The organism is Spirosoma knui (genome assembly GCF_054780635.1).
Genome location: NZ_BAAGVY010000024.1, coordinates 26,176 through 45,050, shown reverse-complemented (window position 1 = coordinate 45,050; position 18,875 = coordinate 26,176). Strand labels below are relative to the sequence as shown.

Genomic DNA, 18,875 nt, shown 5'->3' with positions numbered 1-18,875 from the left:
GGTGCACCCACCCAGTAAGTATTCTCGTACGGCTCTTTGTCGTTTGTTCATGTTACAGCTCAGTTGCGGGCTGTAAACCTATTCTAGGACATGACAGTTTTAATAACTAGTTCAAAGTAGGACTTTTGGTTGAACTGTTTGCCTGTTACATCCGGCGTGAACGATAGACCATCTTGTTGCCTGTCGTACGTAATCGGTTTTTCATAGCCGTCGGCGTTGGCTTTTATCTCAACAAAACCGTGGCTTCTGGCCCAGTCGGCTATACACTGGATATAGGCTTTTTTGTTCATAATCAAGGCATTTAAGTTATAGAAGCCAGTCGGCTGACCCATATTGTAGCCCGCTACGGTATGGCTTCGGTTCATGAAATTGTACAGCTGAAAACGGCGATTTTATACAGTCAGTCATCGTTAGCTTTCAGTCCGTCGGGCTGTCTCTCTGGTGAAACGGGTTTTTCCGGTTCAACGCACGATTCAGGTCGTATTGCCAGTACGGGAATAAGTGCATTGTGAATGATCTGCTGGGTGAAAGGTCCGATGAAAAAGTTATCACTTGTCGTGGCAAGCCGGGCGGTAACAACGAGCAAATCAGATTGCAATTCATCAGATTTCTTCAGGACCGTTTCAGCCATCGTATCCGTTGGCAGAATACGATCTGGCTCTTAACTTTATCCTGAGTAAGTCTTTTGTCCAGATCGGTAAGTGCATCCTCCAACTGGTTTATACTAACGACCTCGTCAGGCACGGTAAGCGCCAACACGGTCAATTCGACGCTGTCCCGACGGATAATTTTTCGAGCAAAATCATATTTGTCGATAGCATTGGGGATGGGACGCACCGGAAAAAGAATACGATGGAACGTGGCCCCTTGGTAATTGTCGGGCACCGTCAGCACCGGGCAGGGTGCCGATTTAATAACCTGATACGCGTCGTTGTTTGTACGGTAAGCCTGAAAGCCTGAGCCGACGCGCGTACCCATAATAATCAATTCAGCGTTGAGCCCACGAGCTATCCGGCTTACTTCTTCATGAACCAGACCCGTCTGGTAACTACCTGAACACAAAATCCCCTGCTCCTGAGCTGTTACCTGAGCCAGCATCTGAATCATCGTTTCTCCTTCCCGAATAAGGTGATGGTCCATCAACGCCGAACCTGAATTAGTGGCTGGGTCTAAACCAACTGTTTCGGGCGGTAATACACCTAATAAATGAAGCGCGGTTTGGTGCTGGCGGCAAAATGAAATGGCAACGGCCAGGGCATTAAGCGATGTTTCAGTAAAATCAATGAAAACAAGTACCCGCTCTATTAGCAGACTATTCATACGACTTAATTTTTATCCTTCTCCTGCCAAGCATTGCAGCCTGAGTATCACAAAAACGGTATTTAAACTTAAGGGGCGATTAAGCCCGCCTTAGAATTTGCTTAGAGTTCTTTGTCCCGGCGATGTGAACGGTGCTCTTTGTGAATTTGCGCGAACCTGCGTGGATGGCGACTCCTGAACACCTGATGTTAATTACGGTTTTCTTGTAATACAATGTTCTCATCGCTTCGTTATGAAAGTCAATTTTCAACTCATTGTCAGCCTTTTCAGTTTGGCATTACTGTTACCGGCATATCCCGCAGCCGCTCAACACAGTAGTCCGGCGACCACTGATGTAAAAGCCAGTGGCGTGAAAACCGGCACTAGTCTGGGGCTCAGCGCGGCTCAATCAACTAACCACACCACATTGCTTCAGTTGCTCAAAGCGTCAGGCTTGCTTAAACAGGCTTACGGCAAAGGGCCATACACCGTATTTGCCCCAACTAACGCTGCATTCCTAACACTCCCGGATGGCGATCTAAACGAACTGCTGTTGCCGTCAAGTAAAAAACGACTTGTTCAGTTTCTGGCTTATCACGTAGTGAAAGGAAGAATCACCTCGGATCAGTTGAAAGATGGACAGACACTCACCAACCTGGCCGGGCAAATCTTAGTGGTTCACAAACAGGGCAATGACATAACCATCAAAGACGGGCGGGGTACGGTAGCCGATGTCGTTCAGGCAGACATCCGTGCCACAAATGGAGTTGTTTACTCCATCAACCGGGTGTTGCAGCGGGTTGTCAACAAAGGGCCGATTGTGCGTTAACGATAGACGTCAAGCTTGTTTTTCCATGCCGACTCAAATTCGTCAATACTGGCAGCAGCTTCAAGAATCTCTCTGGTTTGTGCCGGGCTTGCTGGTGCTGGCTTCGTTTGCGCTGGCTTATGGCTTAGTGGAGTTCGACGCACACACGAGCTGGAATGGGGCTAAGCGCTTTCCCCTACTGTTCGGTACCGGTGCTGACGGCGCAAGAGGTATGCTGTCCGCGATTGCCGGTTCGATGCTGACGGTGGCAACACTAGCCTTTTCGCTGACCCTGTCCACAATTTCGCAGGTCAGCAGCCAGTATTCGCCCCGCGTGTTACGCAACTTCATGCGCGACCGGGTCAACCAGGTGGTGATGGGCTATTTTGTGGGCGTATTCGCTTACTGCCTGATCGTACTGGGCACCATTCGCGGTACCGATGAAGTCAAGTTTGTTCCTTCCACGGCTGTATTGACAGGGCTGGTGCTGGCTCTGGGTGGCGTTTCAGCTCTGATCTATTTCATTCACCACATTGCCGAATCACTCCAGACGGGTACGATTGTCCAACATATTTTTCACGAAACCGGCAAGGCCATTGTCGATTTATTTCCTGATCAGTTCGGCGAACCCATCGACGATCCAACGAAAGCGGAAGCAGCACTCCGCTACGCTGATGAGCAAACCGGCTGGTATCCGGTTAAGACGAACCAATCAGGCTATCTACAGCTCATTGATACCGAAAGGCTGCTGAAGTGGGCTACCAGGAATCGAGTTGTGTTACGTATTGAGAAAGAAATGGGCGCTTTTGTGGGCCAAGGTACCGTCCTGTTTTCGGTACGTAGCGGCATGGAACGCGCTGACCCCGAACAGGCCGACTGGCCAGAAAGTCTGATGGACTATGTAAGCATTGGGCGGCACCGGAACGTCGAGCAGGACGTAGCGTTCGGTATCCAGCAACTTGTGGATATAACCCTGAAAGCCCTCTCGCCCGGCATCAACGACACCACGACGGCGATCATGGCGGTAGACTATATTGGAGCGATCTGTGAGCAACTGGCCCAGCGCGAGTTTCCGGCCCGGCTGCGTTCAGATGGTGAGCATTTACGGGTGCTGGTGCGGAGTGCCGACTTTGATGATTATATCCGGCTGGCGTTTGACTTGCCACGTCTGAATGCAAACGGAAATCATGCCGTGCTGAGACGGCTACTGCGGGCGCTGGCTTTGGTCAACGAAGCTGTTTGCGCCAAAGACCGCAAGCCAATTCTGCGCGAACAGGCCGACATGCTCATCCAGTACGCTGAACAGACGTTGGACACTGATTACGAGAAGCAACAGGTGTATGGATTATATTCCAAATTAATGAAGACCTGGTTTTAGGGGATGTTGTCTGAAATCAATACGTATATCTGTCCCCCGCCTGCTTTCTAACCAGATTCTAAGCACTATTTAAGCTCTACCTAATCTTTCGAGAGTTTAAGTATTTATCAGCCTCGTCTGACTGCAAATACTTAACTATACTACTTGAATCATGGCCGCCGACACACATGCCAATCACAGTTCAATAACGCCTTCGCCTACTACGTCCCGACTCACGCTTATCCTGTACGGGGTAATTGGGCTACTAGTAGTGGGCATCGGCTACCTGCTCTACCGAAATATCCGGTTGACCAATGAAGCCGAGCAACAGCGTAGTCAATTACGGACTACTGTACAGGAAAACCAACTCATTACCGACCGCCAGCAACTGATGTTTGGAATGAAAACCTTTGTCTGGGCTGTACGTAACGCGATGCTACAGAACAAACCAGGTGAGATTAATGAGTATTTCAACACACTGGTTAAAGACCGGGGGGTTCAGGAAGTATTACTGATTGATCCGGCCGGGAAGGTCACAATCTCAACCAATAAGAAAAATCAGGGCATCGCATTTGCCAGCCGCTTTCCGGGTTATCTGCTTCAGCAGGAGGACGTGTATTTCAACAATAAAAAACCGTATGAACTGTCGGCACCAGTTACGGGCCCCAACAAACGGCTAGGTACGCTGGTGATGTTTTACAGACCGATGCCCATTCTAACAGACTAGTCTAGTAATCCGTTTCGGGCAGCGCACCAGCGAGCCCCTAACACTGGCTACGGTAACGCTGCCGTCGCGTAAACGGATGATCCCTGTTGACGCCAGACAGACCGTTACGTTTGACGTAATAAATCAGTCGATCCATTTTCGGTTCTATCCAACGGCAGAATATCAGCCGGGTATCTACTGCGCATGTGTATGTACCAACGATACTTATGTAGGTTTAGTAAAAGAGCAGCGATGGATAGTTGCTGGCAAATCACGACCACCTGAATACCGATTCGAGCTGGCATTTACATGCTTATTTCGTCCTGTCTGCTTTATCGATCTATCAGCAGGACAGTTTATTTACACTTAACGTTATGCTGCTACTCTGGAGTTTTTTCCAGCCCCAACAGGTGAACGAACCTCCATTTACCGTCAATGATGCCTTAATTTTATTCTGGCATACGGTTCGTGATTTCATAAAAGGAATTGTTGAACGGCTCCCGTATCTTATTGTTGGCGCGTTCGTATTTCTGCTGTTCTGGATGCTGGGGAAAGGTGTCAAAAATGTCATTAACAAAGTAGCAGTTCAGAGCCATTCCATCGACGATACGCTGGCCAATCTTGTCAGCCGGATTGTTAGTACACTGATTACAATTATCGGTTTCCTGGCCACCTGCGTCGTTGTATTTCCTTCTTTCAAGCCGGGTGATATTATTGCGGGTCTGGGCATTACGTCGGTTGCCATTGGGTTTGCCTTCAAAGATATTCTCCAGAATTTCTTTGCGGGTATCCTGATTTTGTGGCGTCGGCCCTTCAAAGTAGGCGATCAGATCAGGGTCAATAATTTTGAGGGAACCGTTGAGGAAATTAACATGCGCTCGACCCGGCTGAAAACTTATGATGGCGAACGGGCCATTCTGCCCAACGGCGACGTGTACACCAGTTCGGTGCTGGTCCGAACGGCTTACAACAAGCGACGAATAAAATTTGTGGTGGGCATTGGTTACCCGGATTCGATTGAAAAAGCGCGCAGCGTAATTCACGGCGTACTGGATGGAATCGACGGCGTATTGAACGAGCCGGCTCCCTGGGTATACGTTACCGAGCTGGCGGGCTCTTCGGTCAATCTGACGGTTTATTTCTGGGTCGAGTCCCAGCAGGCGAACGCATTGAAAGTCAGCGACCAGGTTGTAACCGGTATCAAGCTGGCCCTCGATGAAGCCGGTATTGATATGCCGTTCCCGCATACGGTGGTGCTACTGGAAAAACAGCCGGATGGCCCCGCCATTTTATCCCGCCCCCCCGCTAAACGTGAAACCGTTACCAACGCAGATGGTCAGAAAGCATGACAGATGAACTGACAACACTAACCGACTGGCTGTTTAAGGGCTGGCAGAGCATCGGCCGGATTATAGTAGTGGGCGTACTGGCCTACGCCGGGCTTCTGACCATCCTGAAAATCTCAGGAAAACGGACGCTTTCAAAGATGAATGCGTTTGACCTGGTCGTGACGGTGGCGCTCGGCTCGACGCTGTCAACCATTATCGTTTCCCGGCAAACCGGCGTAGCGGATGGGTTGACCGCCCTGGCGTTGCTGGTTGGCTTACAGTACGTTGTGGCGTGGCTGTCGGTACGCTGGCCCCGGTTCAAACGGTTTATTAAAGACGAACCGACCCTATTGTTTCATCAGGGACAATATCTGAAGCAGGCCATGCGTCAACAGCGCGTCAACGAAGAGGAAATTCTGGCCGCCATACGCGGATCTGGCGCTTCTCGTCCCGACAACGTAACGGCTGTCGTCCTGGAAACTGATGGTTCGTTTACGGTGATTGAAGATAACAGCGGAAAGCCGACGACCAGTCTACAAAACGTGCAGCGGTCAGATGCTGGCGAGTAATGCATCGCATAGAATCCAGACTTAGTATGGAAGGAAGGTTTACGTTTTCTCGTCGGGTCGCTACAGCCGCCTTTATCAGTTTACTGATTGCTGCTTTGTTTTGGCTAATTGGCTATGCAGCCAGTTTTTTCTTTCTGGTCTTCGGCGGCATTACGTTTGCCGTGGTTCTTAGTGGCCTAGGCCATTTCGTTAACCGCAAAACATCCCTGCCCTATGGTTGGTCGGTTGGGGTGGTTCTGGTACTGTTCGTCATCCTGATCGGTGGGGGTATCTGGCTGTTAGCACCCACTGTAAGTGAACAGGCCGACCAGCTAACGGAGTCTTTGCCCCGGTCGGTCGATCGACTTAAACAGAAATTGTCACAAACTGAATGGGGCAAAAAAATGCTGGAAGGAATTCCGGAGCAGCCTGGCCAGCTTCTATCAGCGGGTGGTTCGGGGAAGGGCGTACTGTCGCAGGTAACGGGTGTCGTTTCCGGAACGCTCGGCGGACTGGTGAACGTTCTGATTGTCATAATTACGGGCATTTACCTGGCTTTCAGCCCCAGCAGTTATCGCAAGGGGTTTGTCCGGCTGTTTAATCCTGAATACCGGGACCGGCTGCTGGGGGTAATGGATCAATGTTATACGACGCTCAAGAACTGGTTTATCAGTCGTTCCATCACCATGACGGTGGTGGGCGTAGCGACTGGAGCAGGGCTGGCCATGCTGGGCATCATGGCCGGGATACTGAACTTTATCCCAAATCTTGGCCCTTACATCGCCATGGCACCAGCCCTGCTGGTCGCTTTACCGCAGGGTGTCGATTACGTCATCTATGTTTTCGCACTGTATATGGGGATGCAGTCGCTGGAAGGGTACGTTCTGACGCCTTTGCTCGATAAGCGATTTGTTTCTGTACCGCCCGCGCTTCTGCTCTTTGGGCAGGTACTGCTGGGGATTCTGGTCGGCCTGATTGGTGTCTTATTTGCGTCCCCGCTGATTGCCATACTGCTGGTTGTTGTCGAGGAACTTTACGTAAAAGACCGACTGGAACAGGAACTCTGATTCCTTTTTAACTTAACTTATGTATCACAAAAAACTCAACGAAATGAAAACAATCAAACGAATAGCCACAGGCTTATGCATCGCAGTAGCGCTGAATGCGTGTACGCCCAAATTGTCCTTTACCAACTCATCTGTGGTTCCGGCAGCGAGTGGAAGCATAAACGTAAAGAAAGATAAGAATGAGAATTATGCGCTGGAAGTACAGGTTCGGAATCTGGCCGAATCCAAAAGTCTGACGCCTGCGAAAGCCACATACCTGGTCTGGATGAAGCAGAACGATAATTCGGTTAAAAAACTAGGCCAGCTAAGTCCATCCGGTAAATCGCTGGCGGCCAGCTTAAACGCGACATCCGTTGCCAAACCCGTAGAGGTTTTTATCACGGCTGAAGACAATGCGAATATCCTTTACCCAGCGGGTCAAACAATCCTGACAACCGAAAAATAACGAAAGCAACACAATCAGATTTAACCTTTAGATCATTATGGAAAGCGAAGACCGGGAAGACATTATCCGGCGAAGAAAGCCATTTCGCCCGATGGACTGGAAAATCAGTCGGCCGAAGGGCACAGTGGCGTAGGCAGCGAAGTACCGAAGGAGGATGTACCGACTCTACCAAAGGATGACTTGGAAGATAAATACATGGATGGGCCGGACGAGCCCGGAGAAAACGTTCGGGTAATGAATCCGAATCGAAATCCGAACGACAAACCGGATATCGACAAGCCTGCCTATAACTGAACGTAGTGCGTTCGAACAGAGCGTTAACTACAAGCAAAGCGGTGGTTCACCCAAATCAGGTGAACCACCGCTTTTTTCATCCCCCAAACTGTCCTGATTTTAACCAATCAGAAGTTCCGGATCAATACAGCATCAACGTGTTGCTTGCTTCTAAGGGGATTCTAAGATTAGCTTAAGCCGATTCTAAAATGAATATCGCAACTTTGATAAATACCTATTAATCAACCAATAACTACACAGTTTTTTGAACTTTCATTTTATTATTCGTAAGTAAGCTATGATCAACTCTTACCTAAATCAGAAATTCAGCAGGCTTCATTCAGACGGATTTCGTTCCCGCTCTGATGGATCGGCCTGGAATCTTATCCAACTCTTTTCGAATGAAATCCATACGTTTATTCTTAATACTTATCGTTGCTAATCTTCTTCCCGGTAAAGTAAGTGCACAGCAACCAGCCCCTGCCGCGGAATCTGTACTTCGTGGCTTAGGCATGCAGCCGGACACAACACGTCCTGTCGCAACAGCGCCGTCAGCCACACTGCAACCTGATAGCACCGACCAACCCAACGCGGCAGGTCGTTCATCGCTCAGCCTGCCTTCGGGTACCGCCAACACCTTATCAGAAAGTACGCAGACGGCTCCGGGTGGAGCCAATACAACACAGGCCAGCGAAGCCATCGGGACCCTGAAAGGCCGGTTAATGGCTAAGCAGGCGACCAAAAACCAGGCCGTTGCCTTTGCCAGTATTGGTCTGTTCCGGACCAGTGACTCCAGTTCGGTTACCGGTAGTCTTACTGACGAGAAAGGCTTTTTTATCATCAGCAATCTGGCACCCGGTACTTATTATGCGCTGGTTCAAAGTCTTGGCTATGCCCCCAAACGCATACCCCGTATTACAATCGGCACGTCCAGCGCAACGGTGAACCTGGGTGACATCCTGCTTACCGAAACCTCAACGCAGCTTCAGGAGGTGGTGGTCCAGGGCCAGCGCCAGGCTTATGAATATTCGCTCGACCGAAAAATTGTTAATGCGGATCAGCTACCGATTGCCCAAGGCGGGTCAGCCATCGATATTTTGCAGAACGTACCCTCGGTAACGGTCGATGTTGACGGAACGCTTAGCCTGCGGGGCAGTAGCAACGTGATTGTGCTGGTCGACGGTAAGCCATCGGGTTTGACGGGCCTCGACCGGCAGGCCATTCTGGACCAGATTCCGGCCAGTAACATCGAACGCGTAGAAATCATCACCAATCCGTCTTCACGTTACGATGCCGACGGCGCTGCGGGAATTATTAACATCATTCTTAAAAAAGAACAGGCGTCTGGTGTCAACGGAAACGTACAGCTTAATGTAGGCACCCGCGACAAATACAACGCGTCGGTCAACCTGAATGCCCGTTTCAAAAAACTTAATCTGTTCGGTAGTTATAATTTTCGGGATTACCGGCGGTTCCAGTACCGCATTTCGGATCGAAAAAACCTGTTTGTCGACTCGACAAGCTATTTATCCCAGCGGAATGATGCCATTCGTCGGAACGCCAGCAATAACCTGCGCCTGGGTTTTGATTATGCCTTATCCGACCGCGATAACATCACCCTATCGACCCTGTACCGACCCCGATACAGTTACGACTCCGAGTTTGAGGTCTTCAATACGCAGGATGCCCGTCGGGAATCGCTGGGAATAACCCGCCGTTCGACCGAGGAACGGGAACCTGAACGCGGCCTGGACTACACCTTTGGCTACCGGCGGAACTTTGCCAAAAAAGGACGCGAGTTAACGTTCGACGCTACCCTGTCGACCAACCGGGGAACGGAAAATCAACTGTTTACCAACTCGACAACCCTGCCCGAAAATTTGCTGACTCCTAATTTTCTGATTGGCCGGCAACGAGCCAGTAATTTTCAGAACAACCGGGTGGGCGTCTTACAGACCGACTTTATAGAGCCGCTGAAACGGAAGCAACGCCTGGAGACAGGCTTGAAATATACGTATCGTCGGCTGGGTGCTGATTACGTTTTCGAGAACCTGCTAGACGATGGCTGGGTAGTGAATCCCAACATCAGTAATAATTTTATTTACAACGAACAGACCAGCGCGGCTTACGTCAACTTTGGCAATGAACTCAAAAAGTTTAGTTACCAGGCGGGGCTGCGAACCGAATACACAACCATCCTGACGGATCAGCGAACAACCGGACAGCAAAACCAGCGCGATTACATCTATCTGTTTCCCAGCGCATTCATTAACTATAGCCTGAGTCAGGAACAGAAGCTACAACTCAATTATACCCGACGGATCAATCGCCCCTCCGTTCGATCGCTCAACCCGTTTGTTGACCTCTCGGACCCGCTGAATATCCGGTTTGGGAATCCGCTGCTCAGCCCCGAACTGATTAATTCATTTGAGATGAGTTATCTCTGGAATGGAAAATCGACCTCGCTTAATACCTCGCTGTTCTTTCGGCAGACCAATAACGAAATAACCAGTTACCGGACCCTGCGCAATGACGGCATTACTGAGCAAACGTCGCTGAACTTAAATCGTTCGCAGAACTACGGGCTGGAAGTAGTGGCCAATCAGGACATTACCGACTGGTGGAAAGTAAATGGTACGTTTACGTTTTTTCAACGCTCCATTCAGGCCAGCGCCAATGTGCCGGGCGTACTTACCCGAACCAATCGAAGCTGGACAGGGCATATCACGACCGACCTTCGCCCCAAACGAGGAACGGCCATCCAGGTAGCGGTCAACTATCGATCGCCCTTCATTGTGGCCCAGGGCACGATCAACAGCTTTTTCAACGTGGATGCTGGCATCAAACAGGATATTCTCAAAGGGCGGGGAACCCTTAATTTTCGGGTCAGCGATATATTCAATACACTACAGTTTCAAAACGATAGTTTCGGGCCAAACTTTCTCGCCAGTACCTTGGGGAAACGCGAAAGTCGGATTGGTTTTATCGGGTTCACCTATCGTCTGAATCGGAAGATCGTGAAGGAAACCACCCGGCAGAAGGAAGAACAGGAGAACGACAATTCACCGGGTGACATTGAGTATTAGGCATTCGCCCTAAAGAAGTAGCCAGGTGAGCTGATAATGAAAGCGGGCAAAGTAAAGGCGGCTCATGATGACCTCATCTTATCCACGAAGATGAAGAACGTTTACCTTATACATTGAGTGTATTAGCTGACAAGGCTCTCTTACGGGCCAGTAGCCAAAATCCAGAGCGTTATCTGCAAATTAGTAGCTCTGTTAGAAAAGGGTTGACACATTCGAAACGGCAGTCCAATCCGCTTTTCTCAGAACCAGTAAGTGGATCCCGCCACGACAAGGGTATGCTTACTGACCCGCGCCTTATCGCCCACAAATACCCTTGTAATCGCAGTACTGGCAGGTTTCGAGTTGATCGGTCTTCTTGAAGGGTTTTTCGATATCCAGCATGTTCTGAATAATTTCCCGCAACAAATCTTCCGAATCGGTGATGTATTGGGTCATACTGTCGTCGGCCCCAAACGAAACCGGGTTCGTCTTAAATCCACCGTTTAAATCGCGGAAGGAGTAGAATCCAGCTTCTACGGGCAAGCCAGCGGCCGGATAAACGTCGGTCTTGGCTTTGTTGCGGGGCAGTCCGCCGTACTCGCTGATGTTCTTGAGCGCCAGGTAGCGATACAGCCAGAGCTGTCGCATCTTATCTTCTTTGCCGTCGAGCAGCAGCTTATCGCGCAGGTCTTTAGGGGTTTTGTCGGGCAGATCAACCCGACCCGTTTTATAATCGACAATGCGGATTTTGTCGCCGTATCGTTCAATCCTATCGATTTTTCCGGCAATCCGAACACGTAACGGTTCACGTCCTTCGAGTGGTATCGGCAGGTATGTTTCCAGCGTTTGTTCGGTCCCAATCACCGTAAGTCCGTTTAGCTGGCTCTGCTGCCGCTGAAAATCGAGCATCAGCTTCTGGGCCAGTTCGTACAGCAGCAGGTTCATACCGGACTCGATCACCCGCCCTTTCATGGTCAGAGCGAATTCCTCCTCCAGCAGTTGCTTGATAATGGATTCGTCGACGGGAAGCCCCTGTAGCCGGTAGTCGATGTCGAGTCGTTCGAGGACTTTGTGCATCCAGTTCCCGAAGTCGGCCACGCCCATTTTTTCTTCGATGTCTTCCTCCTCGCTGATGTTCACAATCCGGCTGAAGTAAAACCGCATCGAACAACTGACGTACTGATTCAGATACGACGGGTATAAGCCCCTTGTGGTCAGTAAACGCACCAGTGCATCACGAATCGACTCAGTTTTGGGCACCTGTAAATCCGTTACATCGGCTACCTTCTGGGTTTCCGATTTACCAAAGCGTACGGTCGGGTAACTGATCCGGATTAAGCCGTTCGAGTGTGGAGCCAGTTCATGTTCAAGCTGGCGAATGAAGCGGCTGGGTTCGCCTTTACTGTTTCCGTATGCATCGGTAGACGTCGTATACAGCAGCACGATGTCGCTGGCGCGCTGGAGCAGTCGGTAGAAGTGATACGCCATGACGGCCTCCTGCTCCCGATACGTCGGCAGGTTTAATTCCGAAGCAATATCAAAGGGAATCAGCGAGTTCAGCCGACGCGACTGCGGCAGAATCCCTTCGTTTACCGATAGAATGATCACCCGGTCGAAATCAAGCGCCCGCGTTTCGAGCATCCCCATGACCTGTAACTGGCTTTTTCCTTCGCTGGTGAACGGAATACTCGTTTGCCGGATCAGTTCGTAGAGAAACTGCCGGAAACTTTTCACCGTTACAGGCGTACTGTTTACCGAGGCAGCCTGCCGCTCCAGCGTCGATTCGAGCTGCTTCAGCAGAGTAAAAAACAGGTATAGATATTCGATCTCGATGGCGTCCTGACTGCTTCGATAGACGTCGCGCAGGAGCTCGATCATGTCGTAGAACGCCCGGATAGCCCGCATCGGGTCTTCGTTGGGCCAGCGGGAAAACAGTACCCGAACCAGCGGATCGTCCTGCCCCAATTCACGCAGATCCGATTCGGTCAGGTAGACACGCTGCTCTTTTACAATTACTTTGGCAATCCACTGGAAGAGCGGTTCGGGCGGTAGTATCTCGCCCGTATCGAGCTGCTGACCGGGCCACTTCAGCTCCCGAATCCGCTCGTATTGCTTAATGAACGGGTGATTAAGTACCTTAACGACGTGGCGATGGTGAAACTTAGGAATCCGCACATTCCGACCGTCTTTGGTACGAAACTCGTGCACCGTTCGCTGCATCTCAAACAACGTATCGACCAGTGTAAACAGCAGCGAACTGCGCAGCGACAAACCCATAGTAACGTTCAGGTTCGTTACGCTCTCATCCAGCGCATACAACACCGGCACCAGTAGCGTTTCGTCAGCTAGCACGATGGCGGTTTTACCCCCCCTTGCCCCCCCTACGAGGGGGGGAGTCGAAAGCTCCGTGGGCTCTGCGTCACCAACTCCCCCCCTCGTAGGGGGAGCTGGGGGGGTAATACCCCACTCCTGATAGATCTTCCCGGCTACTTTGGCCTGCATACTGGCGTTGGGTACGCCCACAATGCGGATGTTTTTTTCGGTGCCGATCAGGTCATTCGTTACGTCCTGGCGGTTCTGTTTGGAGAGAAACCAGCCGTTGTCGCGGTACCGACGTAGAAAATCACCGGCTTCCTGGCGGTAATCGTTCAAATAATAGTGGTCGGCATCCCAGATCAGCTCGGCTTTCTGGGCTTCTACCAACACGCGGATGACGTGCTCCTCGGCACGGCTCAGGGCGTTGAAGCCCACAAAATAAACCCGCTCGTAGGCCAGATTGTCGCGAATCAGCGACTCTACCTGTTGCGCCAGCAGTCTGTAGGCCATGCCCCGGTACGCCAGCCCCTGTTCGTTCAGGCGTTGGTGCAGGGCATGATAAGCCGTATGCAGGTTCTCGAACAGCTTAAAATACCGGGACGTACCGGGCGTTTCGGCAATCGGCCGGGCCGAAGCAGGCTGATCGACCTGCCAGCGTTCGAGGGCTTTGGCGGCCGTCAGGTAGCTGAACAGTTCGTGCGGATTAACGAGGTATTGATCAATGCGGTCGAAGTCAGCCAGGAGAACCGACGCCCAGCCTACAAACTGTTCGAATTCGACGAGCGGATCAATTTCTTTGAAGATCTCGTACAGTTCAAAGAGCAGACTGACCGAGTCAATAAGCTGTACTCCGGCAGCACGGGTGATAAAATCGTCGACGGCCAGCGCGTGCGGGGCCAGAAACGGGCGATCCGACAGAGCGGCCAACTCATCGAGGAATACCGACACCGCCCGGCGCGTGGGCAGAATCACCCAAACATCGTGGAGACTGGGGCCGTGGGTGTCGAATATATGCTGAGCAGTTTGCCGAAGAAAAGTCATTGAGTGCGGGGAAGGCAATCGCGTTAGTCTGTTAGCGACGCGCCTGTCCGTAAAGATACGTATTGTGACCCACTGAACCGGTTCCTGGGCGAACTAGTTCAGTGCATCCGATCACCACGAACGGCCAGATTCGCCATAATGTCGGCTTCTACGGCCAGAAACTCTTTCCACCGCTCGCGCACGCGGTCGGCTGGCAGGTACGTTTCGGCCAGCTCGATGAAATTGCGGTAGTGCCCCGCTTCCGAGATCATCAGTTCGCGGTAAAATTTGCGCAGGCTTTCGTCGGCAATCGACTCCGAGAGCAGCTTAAAGCGTTCGCAGCTCCGGGCTTCGATCAAGGCATTAATGAGCAGGTTATCCATCAGCTGCTCGTTCGAATCGCCGATCGACCGCCGTAACCGGCTCCGTAACTGATTGACGTATTCGTCTTTACGTTGTCGTCCCAGCGGAATGTTCCGTTTGCGAAGCTCTTTAAGTACGCGCTGAAAATGCCCCCATTCCTCGGCAACAACGGGCGTAAGAACCTCCACCAACTCTTCTTTATCCGAATAACTCACAATCAGCGAAATGCAGGACGAAGCCGCCTTTTGTTCGCAGTAAGCATGATCAATCAGAATATCACCAATATTCATTTCGGCGATGTTAACCCAGCGTGGGTCGGTGGGTAGTTCAAGACCTAATGTAGTAAGCGACATAGTCTGTGAATTTCAGGTATACGAAGCAACAAATTTACCATTTGTCAGCCACGATACGTATCGCGACACGGTGATTGTTGCCCAGTGCCTGTCTCTTTTAGCCTCCCTTCTTAGAACTAAGCAATCGACAACTGCCTTGTTCTTTCATCAATACGTTGGGTTGTACGATTATCTTTATCTTTAAGCCTATCCTATTCCCTTATAAAAGAGCCCGTATGCACATTGAACCCTATAAATCTTCCCACCTAAACGCGATTATTGACCTTTCGCTTAGAGCCTGGGAGCCGGTCTTTGATTCGCTCGAGAAGGTAATCGACCCCGAACTCTACCAGCAATTTTATCCCAACGATTGGCAAGTGAGTCAGCAGGAAGCGGTTGAGGCAACCTGTAAGGCTGCGGATGTGAAGGTGTGGGTAGCCACTGACGCCGAAGAGGTTGTGAGCTTCGTAGCGGTAAAAATTCACGCAGATAGCAACATGGGCGAAATCTATATGATTGCGGTTGACCCAGCTTACCAACTCCGAGGTATTGGTAAGTCTTTGATGGAAAACACGCTGGACTGGATGAAAACAGCAGGCGTGTTGATAGCGATGGTTGAAACGGGCGCTGATCCTGGTCATGCTCCGGCACGTAACACATACGAGAAGCTTGGCTTCAAACTACTTCCAGTTGCCAGATACTTTAAAAAACTATAATCCCTACGCGGAAACGAATCAGTATTTCACGCAACAACTTCATGGTAAATCAAAGATGACGTCATATAAATCGAAGATAGGGCTTGAGCTAACGATTCCATTGTCTATCCTGTTAATTGGCGTAGGCGGTTTTATGCTGTATAAAGGAATCTGGCCAGGTGTAGGTATTATTGGGCTCATTATGTTCTTCATAATACACCTGTTTGCAACGACCCGCTATACGATTGATAGCCACACCTTACGCATAACGTCTGGTTTACTTTTCAATAAATCCGTGGAGATCGGCTCAATCAGGAAAATTATCGAAACCTGTAACCCGATCAGTTCGCCAGCCCTTTCTCTTGACCGAATCGAAGTAATTTATAACCGATTCGACAGTGTACTACTTTCACCGCAGGACAAAATCGAATTCATTAATGAGTTGAAAAAAGTAAACCCCACTATTGAACTTCAACTAAAAGATAAGTAACGAAAGCTAGGCAAGCTACTCCATTACAATACCAGGACTCACGCTCTTTCTTGTGGAACAACAATGCGATCGTTGGGCGGTACTAGATTACGTAAAGCACCTCTACGGTAGGCGAAATCAGGGGGATACGTACCAGAAAGTTGTCCTCGCCGTGGATGACGTCAATGGAGGAGTGGTTGAGCAGCTTGTACTTCATCATGATGTTCTGCAAACCGATCTGATTAGAAGGTACCGACTGCTTCTTTACCTGAAGGTTGTTCTCCACGTACAGATTTCCCTCCCGCGTGTACAGTTTGATCACCAGTGGGCGCTTAGCCGAGATAATATTGTGCTTAATGGCGTTCTCGAACAGGATTTGGAGCGTAAGCGGGGCAATCATGTAGGCCATGTACTTGGGATCGATGTCGGTCTCCATGAAGATCCCACTACCGTAGCGCGTTTTGATCAGGTGGAAATACGCCTGAATGAAGTTCAATTCGTCGGTAAGCGGGCAAAGATCGCGGTTGTTCTGCTGAAGCAGGTACCTATACACCGACGATAATTCATCCAGAAACCGTTCGGCCTGCTCAGCATCACTCGTAATTAGCGACGAGAGCGAGTTGAGATTATTAAACAGAAAATGCGGATTGATCTGCGTTTTCAGGGATTCGAGCTGACTTTGCAGGTTCGTTTTTTTCAGATCCTGGGCTTCGGTAAACGAAACCTTCCAACGCTGGTAGAGATAAACGCCTTCATAATACGCGGCAATCTGAACCGTGCCAACTACCGACACGAGCGTATTGAAAAAATAAGGTTTGAATAAGAGGTAGTCTTCTGAGGGCCAAAGACCGATTTGATGATAAATGAAGGTTTGGGTAATTCGAATAGCGCTGGAACAGGCCACAAACCAGATGAGCTGGAACAGAACGCGCTGGCGGGTTTGGGTGAGTTCGGGATACTTCCGGCGGGATAAGATGATTCCCCAGCGGTTTGTTTCCCAGACGGCCACCGTGCCCAGCACGAAGAAAATCGGAATGCGCCAGTCGTCGGGATACGGTACGTTGGTGTAGCCATACATCATCCACTGACCCAGTAGCGACAGTACGGGCACTCCTAAAATGCGCATCCATTTGTCGTTCAACCGCTGCATTTTATCACCGTTTCATTCGAGGCTTACTCCGTCATCCTTATAACGGGTTTAGGCGGACGTTGGATTAATCGTCAGGCGATTCCCTTGTCGTGTGTCCGCGGCTGTAGGGTAAAAGTACGGAAATTAGCCGTTTCCTGTAACCGCGGGCAGGTGTGATCCATCGGATCAACCGGCTATAGATGACTTTTGTACCCGTCCGTATGTTCCGTTGAGCTGTTGTTTACTGACCAGGCGGGGTCTTGCTCTCACAAGCTACACCCGCCTTTTCGTTCGACAGGGGCCAGCCTACATCAATTGAGAAAAATAAAGGATGAAACGGTATTTTTTGGCCATGAACCGATATATCTTTTCGAGAACGGTACGTACGCCTAGCGTCAAAAGCCCCTGTTAATACGTAAACCAATACGTATTAACAGGGGCTTTACTCATAAACCCTTTGTGGCTTTATTGCGGTACGGTAAACTTAAAGATTCGATACGGCTCCGTGCGTTCCAGTCGTGGAATGTGGAGTTGGGAGGTCGTTACGTACAGCGCACCATCCGGACCGTAGGCGTAGCTATCCGGCCATTTTAGCTGGCTGTCCTGCACTAAGCGCTGCAACTCCCCGCTGGGCGTCAGTCGCGCAACGGCATTCTGCTGAATGTAGGTGAGATACAGATTCCCATTTGGGTCGAACAGCATCCCGTCCGTAGGGTCCGTTTCCTTAACCGTCTCAACGCGCTGATTCAGTTGGCTGGGGGTTAAACTTTCGTCCTGCAAGGCAGCCGTAGCAATCCGGTACAAGGTCCGGCCGGTTGTCGCGTGGAAATAGACGTAATCCCGCTGGGGCGTCAGACCAATGCCATCGGCATCGACGGAGGGCACTTTACCGGCCTGATTTCGCCAGACGCGCCCTTCGGCCTGAATCACTACGCCCTCCGACTTTGTGGTGGGGCTCTGACTCAGCACACGCCGGGCTTTCCCGGATGCCAGATTAACGACGATAATGGCACCCTGATTGGAGTCGGTGATGTAGGCAACGTTTTTTTGCGTATCCACCCGGACATCATTCAGGTAGCTGCCCGGATAAACCACCATCTCGTCGTCAAACACAATCCGCTGAAGCAGTTGGCCCGTTGCCGGATTAAACTTGATTAGTTTGGAACCTCCCTTTACCACTCCGCGCATCTGGGGCGATGCCGCATCCAGTACCCATAAATTGTTTTGATCGTCCATGTAAACGCTCTGCACGCAGATGAAATGATCCTGTGGCGATAACGACGGGTTCCACGTATTCCAGTCGGCATTCGGAAAGGGAGTCGCCTGATCGCCCGTTACATAAGCCACCGAATAGGGAATGGTGTCGGTCTCCATACGCGGGAAGTTGGCAAACACACGCCCGTCTCTGGCAATCGCGACGCCGGTCCACTGCACCCTTGAGGTAGCTACCTCTGTAAGCGCAACGCCCGGAACCGTAGCATCCGCATTATCATCTTTACAACCCGTCAGGCTGAATAGCCCCAGTATCAGGGCCAACCCGGGCCCGTATGTTGTTTTCATCGTCGCTGAGTTTTATATCTACTCAACTAATAGACTTTAGCAGGTATTTTGTTTACAATGGAGCCAATAGCTGGTTGATATATCCCGAAAAATGA

The 18,875-nt window shown here is 50.5% G+C and carries 17 protein-coding genes; 10 read left to right on the top strand and 7 right to left on the bottom strand.

Going from position 1 to position 18,875, the window contains the following annotated elements; all coding sequences use genetic code 11:
- Nucleotides 1–83: 83 nt before the first annotated feature.
- The 3 genes from ACYVIY_RS28370 to ACYVIY_RS28360 are packed head-to-tail and all read right to left on the bottom strand — an operon-like array spanning nucleotide 84 to nucleotide 1,320.
- Nucleotides 84–365 (bottom strand): hypothetical protein, encoded by a 282-nt coding sequence (locus tag ACYVIY_RS28370; protein WP_460980046.1) that lies wholly within the window; start codon nucleotides 363–365, stop codon nucleotides 84–86.
- 35 nt (nucleotides 366–400) lie between these two features.
- Nucleotides 401–631 carry an adenine nucleotide alpha hydrolase family protein gene (locus ACYVIY_RS28365; protein WP_460980045.1) on the bottom strand — a complete coding sequence of 77 codons (231 nt, stop codon included), beginning with the start codon at nucleotides 629–631 and terminating at the stop codon, nucleotides 401–403.
- Nucleotides 613–1,320, bottom strand: a complete 708-nt coding sequence (locus ACYVIY_RS28360; protein WP_460980044.1) for a universal stress protein — start codon at nucleotides 1,318–1,320, stop codon at nucleotides 613–615. The genes ACYVIY_RS28365 and ACYVIY_RS28360 overlap by 19 nt, the downstream gene beginning before the upstream one ends.
- A 232-nt stretch (nucleotides 1,321–1,552) precedes the next feature.
- On the opposite strand from ACYVIY_RS28360, the gene ACYVIY_RS28355 reads away from it, so the two are divergent.
- From ACYVIY_RS28355 to ACYVIY_RS28320, 8 genes are all read left to right on the top strand, one after another.
- Entirely contained in the window at nucleotides 1,553–2,128 is a 576-nt protein-coding gene (locus ACYVIY_RS28355) for a fasciclin domain-containing protein (protein ID WP_460980042.1), read from the top strand.
- Between the two features lie 25 nt (nucleotides 2,129–2,153).
- A complete protein-coding gene (locus tag ACYVIY_RS28350) occupies nucleotides 2,154–3,485 on the top strand; it encodes a DUF2254 domain-containing protein (protein ID WP_460980040.1) in 1,332 nt (443 codons plus the stop codon).
- Between the two features lie 151 nt (nucleotides 3,486–3,636).
- Nucleotides 3,637–4,191, top strand: a complete 555-nt coding sequence (locus ACYVIY_RS28345; protein ID WP_460980039.1) for a hypothetical protein — start codon at nucleotides 3,637–3,639, stop codon at nucleotides 4,189–4,191.
- A gap of 353 nt (nucleotides 4,192–4,544) precedes the next feature.
- On the top strand, nucleotides 4,545–5,519 hold the full coding sequence (locus ACYVIY_RS28340; RefSeq protein WP_460980038.1) for a mechanosensitive ion channel family protein: 975 nt from the start codon (nucleotides 4,545–4,547) through the stop codon (nucleotides 5,517–5,519).
- On the top strand, nucleotides 5,516–6,067 hold the full coding sequence (locus ACYVIY_RS28335; RefSeq protein WP_460980037.1) for a DUF421 domain-containing protein: 552 nt from the start codon (nucleotides 5,516–5,518) through the stop codon (nucleotides 6,065–6,067). The genes ACYVIY_RS28340 and ACYVIY_RS28335 overlap by 4 nt, the downstream gene beginning before the upstream one ends.
- A gap of 26 nt (nucleotides 6,068–6,093) precedes the next feature.
- On the top strand, nucleotides 6,094–7,113 hold the full coding sequence (locus ACYVIY_RS28330; protein WP_460980036.1) for an AI-2E family transporter: 1,020 nt from the start codon (nucleotides 6,094–6,096) through the stop codon (nucleotides 7,111–7,113).
- A 43-nt stretch (nucleotides 7,114–7,156) separates the two neighbouring features.
- Nucleotides 7,157–7,558: a hypothetical protein gene (locus ACYVIY_RS28325; protein WP_460980035.1), complete on the top strand. Its 402-nt coding sequence runs from the start codon at nucleotides 7,157–7,159 to the stop codon at nucleotides 7,556–7,558.
- 674 nt (nucleotides 7,559–8,232) lie between these two features.
- Nucleotides 8,233–10,917, top strand: coding sequence for a TonB-dependent receptor (locus tag ACYVIY_RS28320; protein ID WP_460980034.1), 2,685 nt, complete (start codon nucleotides 8,233–8,235; stop codon nucleotides 10,915–10,917).
- Nucleotides 10,918–11,211: 294 nt separating this feature from the next.
- Here ACYVIY_RS28320 and ACYVIY_RS28315 read toward each other — a convergent pair whose 3' ends face one another.
- Complete coding sequence (locus ACYVIY_RS28315) at nucleotides 11,212–14,253, bottom strand: PD-(D/E)XK nuclease family protein (protein WP_460980033.1); 3,042 nt, start codon at nucleotides 14,251–14,253, stop codon at nucleotides 11,212–11,214.
- A gap of 98 nt (nucleotides 14,254–14,351) precedes the next feature.
- Nucleotides 14,352–14,948: a MiaE family protein gene (locus ACYVIY_RS28310; protein ID WP_460980032.1), complete on the bottom strand. Its 597-nt coding sequence runs from the start codon at nucleotides 14,946–14,948 to the stop codon at nucleotides 14,352–14,354.
- A gap of 215 nt (nucleotides 14,949–15,163) precedes the next feature.
- On the opposite strand from ACYVIY_RS28310, the gene ACYVIY_RS28305 reads away from it, so the two are divergent.
- A complete protein-coding gene (locus ACYVIY_RS28305) occupies nucleotides 15,164–15,643 on the top strand; it encodes a GNAT family N-acetyltransferase (protein ID WP_460980031.1) in 480 nt (159 codons plus the stop codon).
- A gap of 55 nt (nucleotides 15,644–15,698) precedes the next feature.
- Entirely contained in the window at nucleotides 15,699–16,112 is a 414-nt protein-coding gene (locus ACYVIY_RS28300; protein ID WP_460980030.1) for a PH domain-containing protein, read from the top strand.
- Nucleotides 16,113–16,194: 82 nt separating this feature from the next.
- Here ACYVIY_RS28300 and ACYVIY_RS28295 read toward each other — a convergent pair whose 3' ends face one another.
- Both ACYVIY_RS28295 and ACYVIY_RS28290 read right to left on the bottom strand, forming a co-directional pair.
- Complete coding sequence (locus ACYVIY_RS28295) at nucleotides 16,195–17,241, bottom strand: sensor histidine kinase (RefSeq protein WP_460980029.1); 1,047 nt, start codon at nucleotides 17,239–17,241, stop codon at nucleotides 16,195–16,197.
- Between the two features lie 444 nt (nucleotides 17,242–17,685).
- A complete protein-coding gene (locus ACYVIY_RS28290; RefSeq protein WP_460980028.1) occupies nucleotides 17,686–18,780 on the bottom strand; it encodes an SMP-30/gluconolactonase/LRE family protein in 1,095 nt (364 codons plus the stop codon).
- Nucleotides 18,781–18,875 lie beyond the last annotated feature (95 nt).

Coding starts and splice junctions, on each gene's coding strand:
- ACYVIY_RS28370 (WP_460980046.1), bottom strand. CDS start 365: ATGAACCGAAGCCATACCGTAGCGGGCTACAATATGGGTCAGCCGACT.
- ACYVIY_RS28365 (WP_460980045.1), bottom strand. CDS start 631: ATGGCTGAAACGGTCCTGAAGAAATCTGATGAATTGCAATCTGATTTG.
- ACYVIY_RS28360 (WP_460980044.1), bottom strand. CDS start 1,320: ATGAATAGTCTGCTAATAGAGCGGGTACTTGTTTTCATTGATTTTACT.
- ACYVIY_RS28355 (WP_460980042.1), top strand. CDS start 1,553: ATGAAAGTCAATTTTCAACTCATTGTCAGCCTTTTCAGTTTGGCATTA.
- ACYVIY_RS28350 (WP_460980040.1), top strand. CDS start 2,154: ATGCCGACTCAAATTCGTCAATACTGGCAGCAGCTTCAAGAATCTCTC.
- ACYVIY_RS28345 (WP_460980039.1), top strand. CDS start 3,637: ATGGCCGCCGACACACATGCCAATCACAGTTCAATAACGCCTTCGCCT.
- ACYVIY_RS28340 (WP_460980038.1), top strand. CDS start 4,545: ATGCTGCTACTCTGGAGTTTTTTCCAGCCCCAACAGGTGAACGAACCT.
- ACYVIY_RS28335 (WP_460980037.1), top strand. CDS start 5,516: ATGACAGATGAACTGACAACACTAACCGACTGGCTGTTTAAGGGCTGG.
- ACYVIY_RS28330 (WP_460980036.1), top strand. CDS start 6,094: ATGGAAGGAAGGTTTACGTTTTCTCGTCGGGTCGCTACAGCCGCCTTT.
- ACYVIY_RS28325 (WP_460980035.1), top strand. CDS start 7,157: ATGAAAACAATCAAACGAATAGCCACAGGCTTATGCATCGCAGTAGCG.
- ACYVIY_RS28320 (WP_460980034.1), top strand. CDS start 8,233: ATGAAATCCATACGTTTATTCTTAATACTTATCGTTGCTAATCTTCTT.
- ACYVIY_RS28315 (WP_460980033.1), bottom strand. CDS start 14,253: ATGACTTTTCTTCGGCAAACTGCTCAGCATATATTCGACACCCACGGC.
- ACYVIY_RS28310 (WP_460980032.1), bottom strand. CDS start 14,948: ATGTCGCTTACTACATTAGGTCTTGAACTACCCACCGACCCACGCTGG.
- ACYVIY_RS28305 (WP_460980031.1), top strand. CDS start 15,164: ATGCACATTGAACCCTATAAATCTTCCCACCTAAACGCGATTATTGAC.
- ACYVIY_RS28300 (WP_460980030.1), top strand. CDS start 15,699: ATGACGTCATATAAATCGAAGATAGGGCTTGAGCTAACGATTCCATTG.
- ACYVIY_RS28295 (WP_460980029.1), bottom strand. CDS start 17,241: ATGCAGCGGTTGAACGACAAATGGATGCGCATTTTAGGAGTGCCCGTA.
- ACYVIY_RS28290 (WP_460980028.1), bottom strand. CDS start 18,780: ATGAAAACAACATACGGGCCCGGGTTGGCCCTGATACTGGGGCTATTC.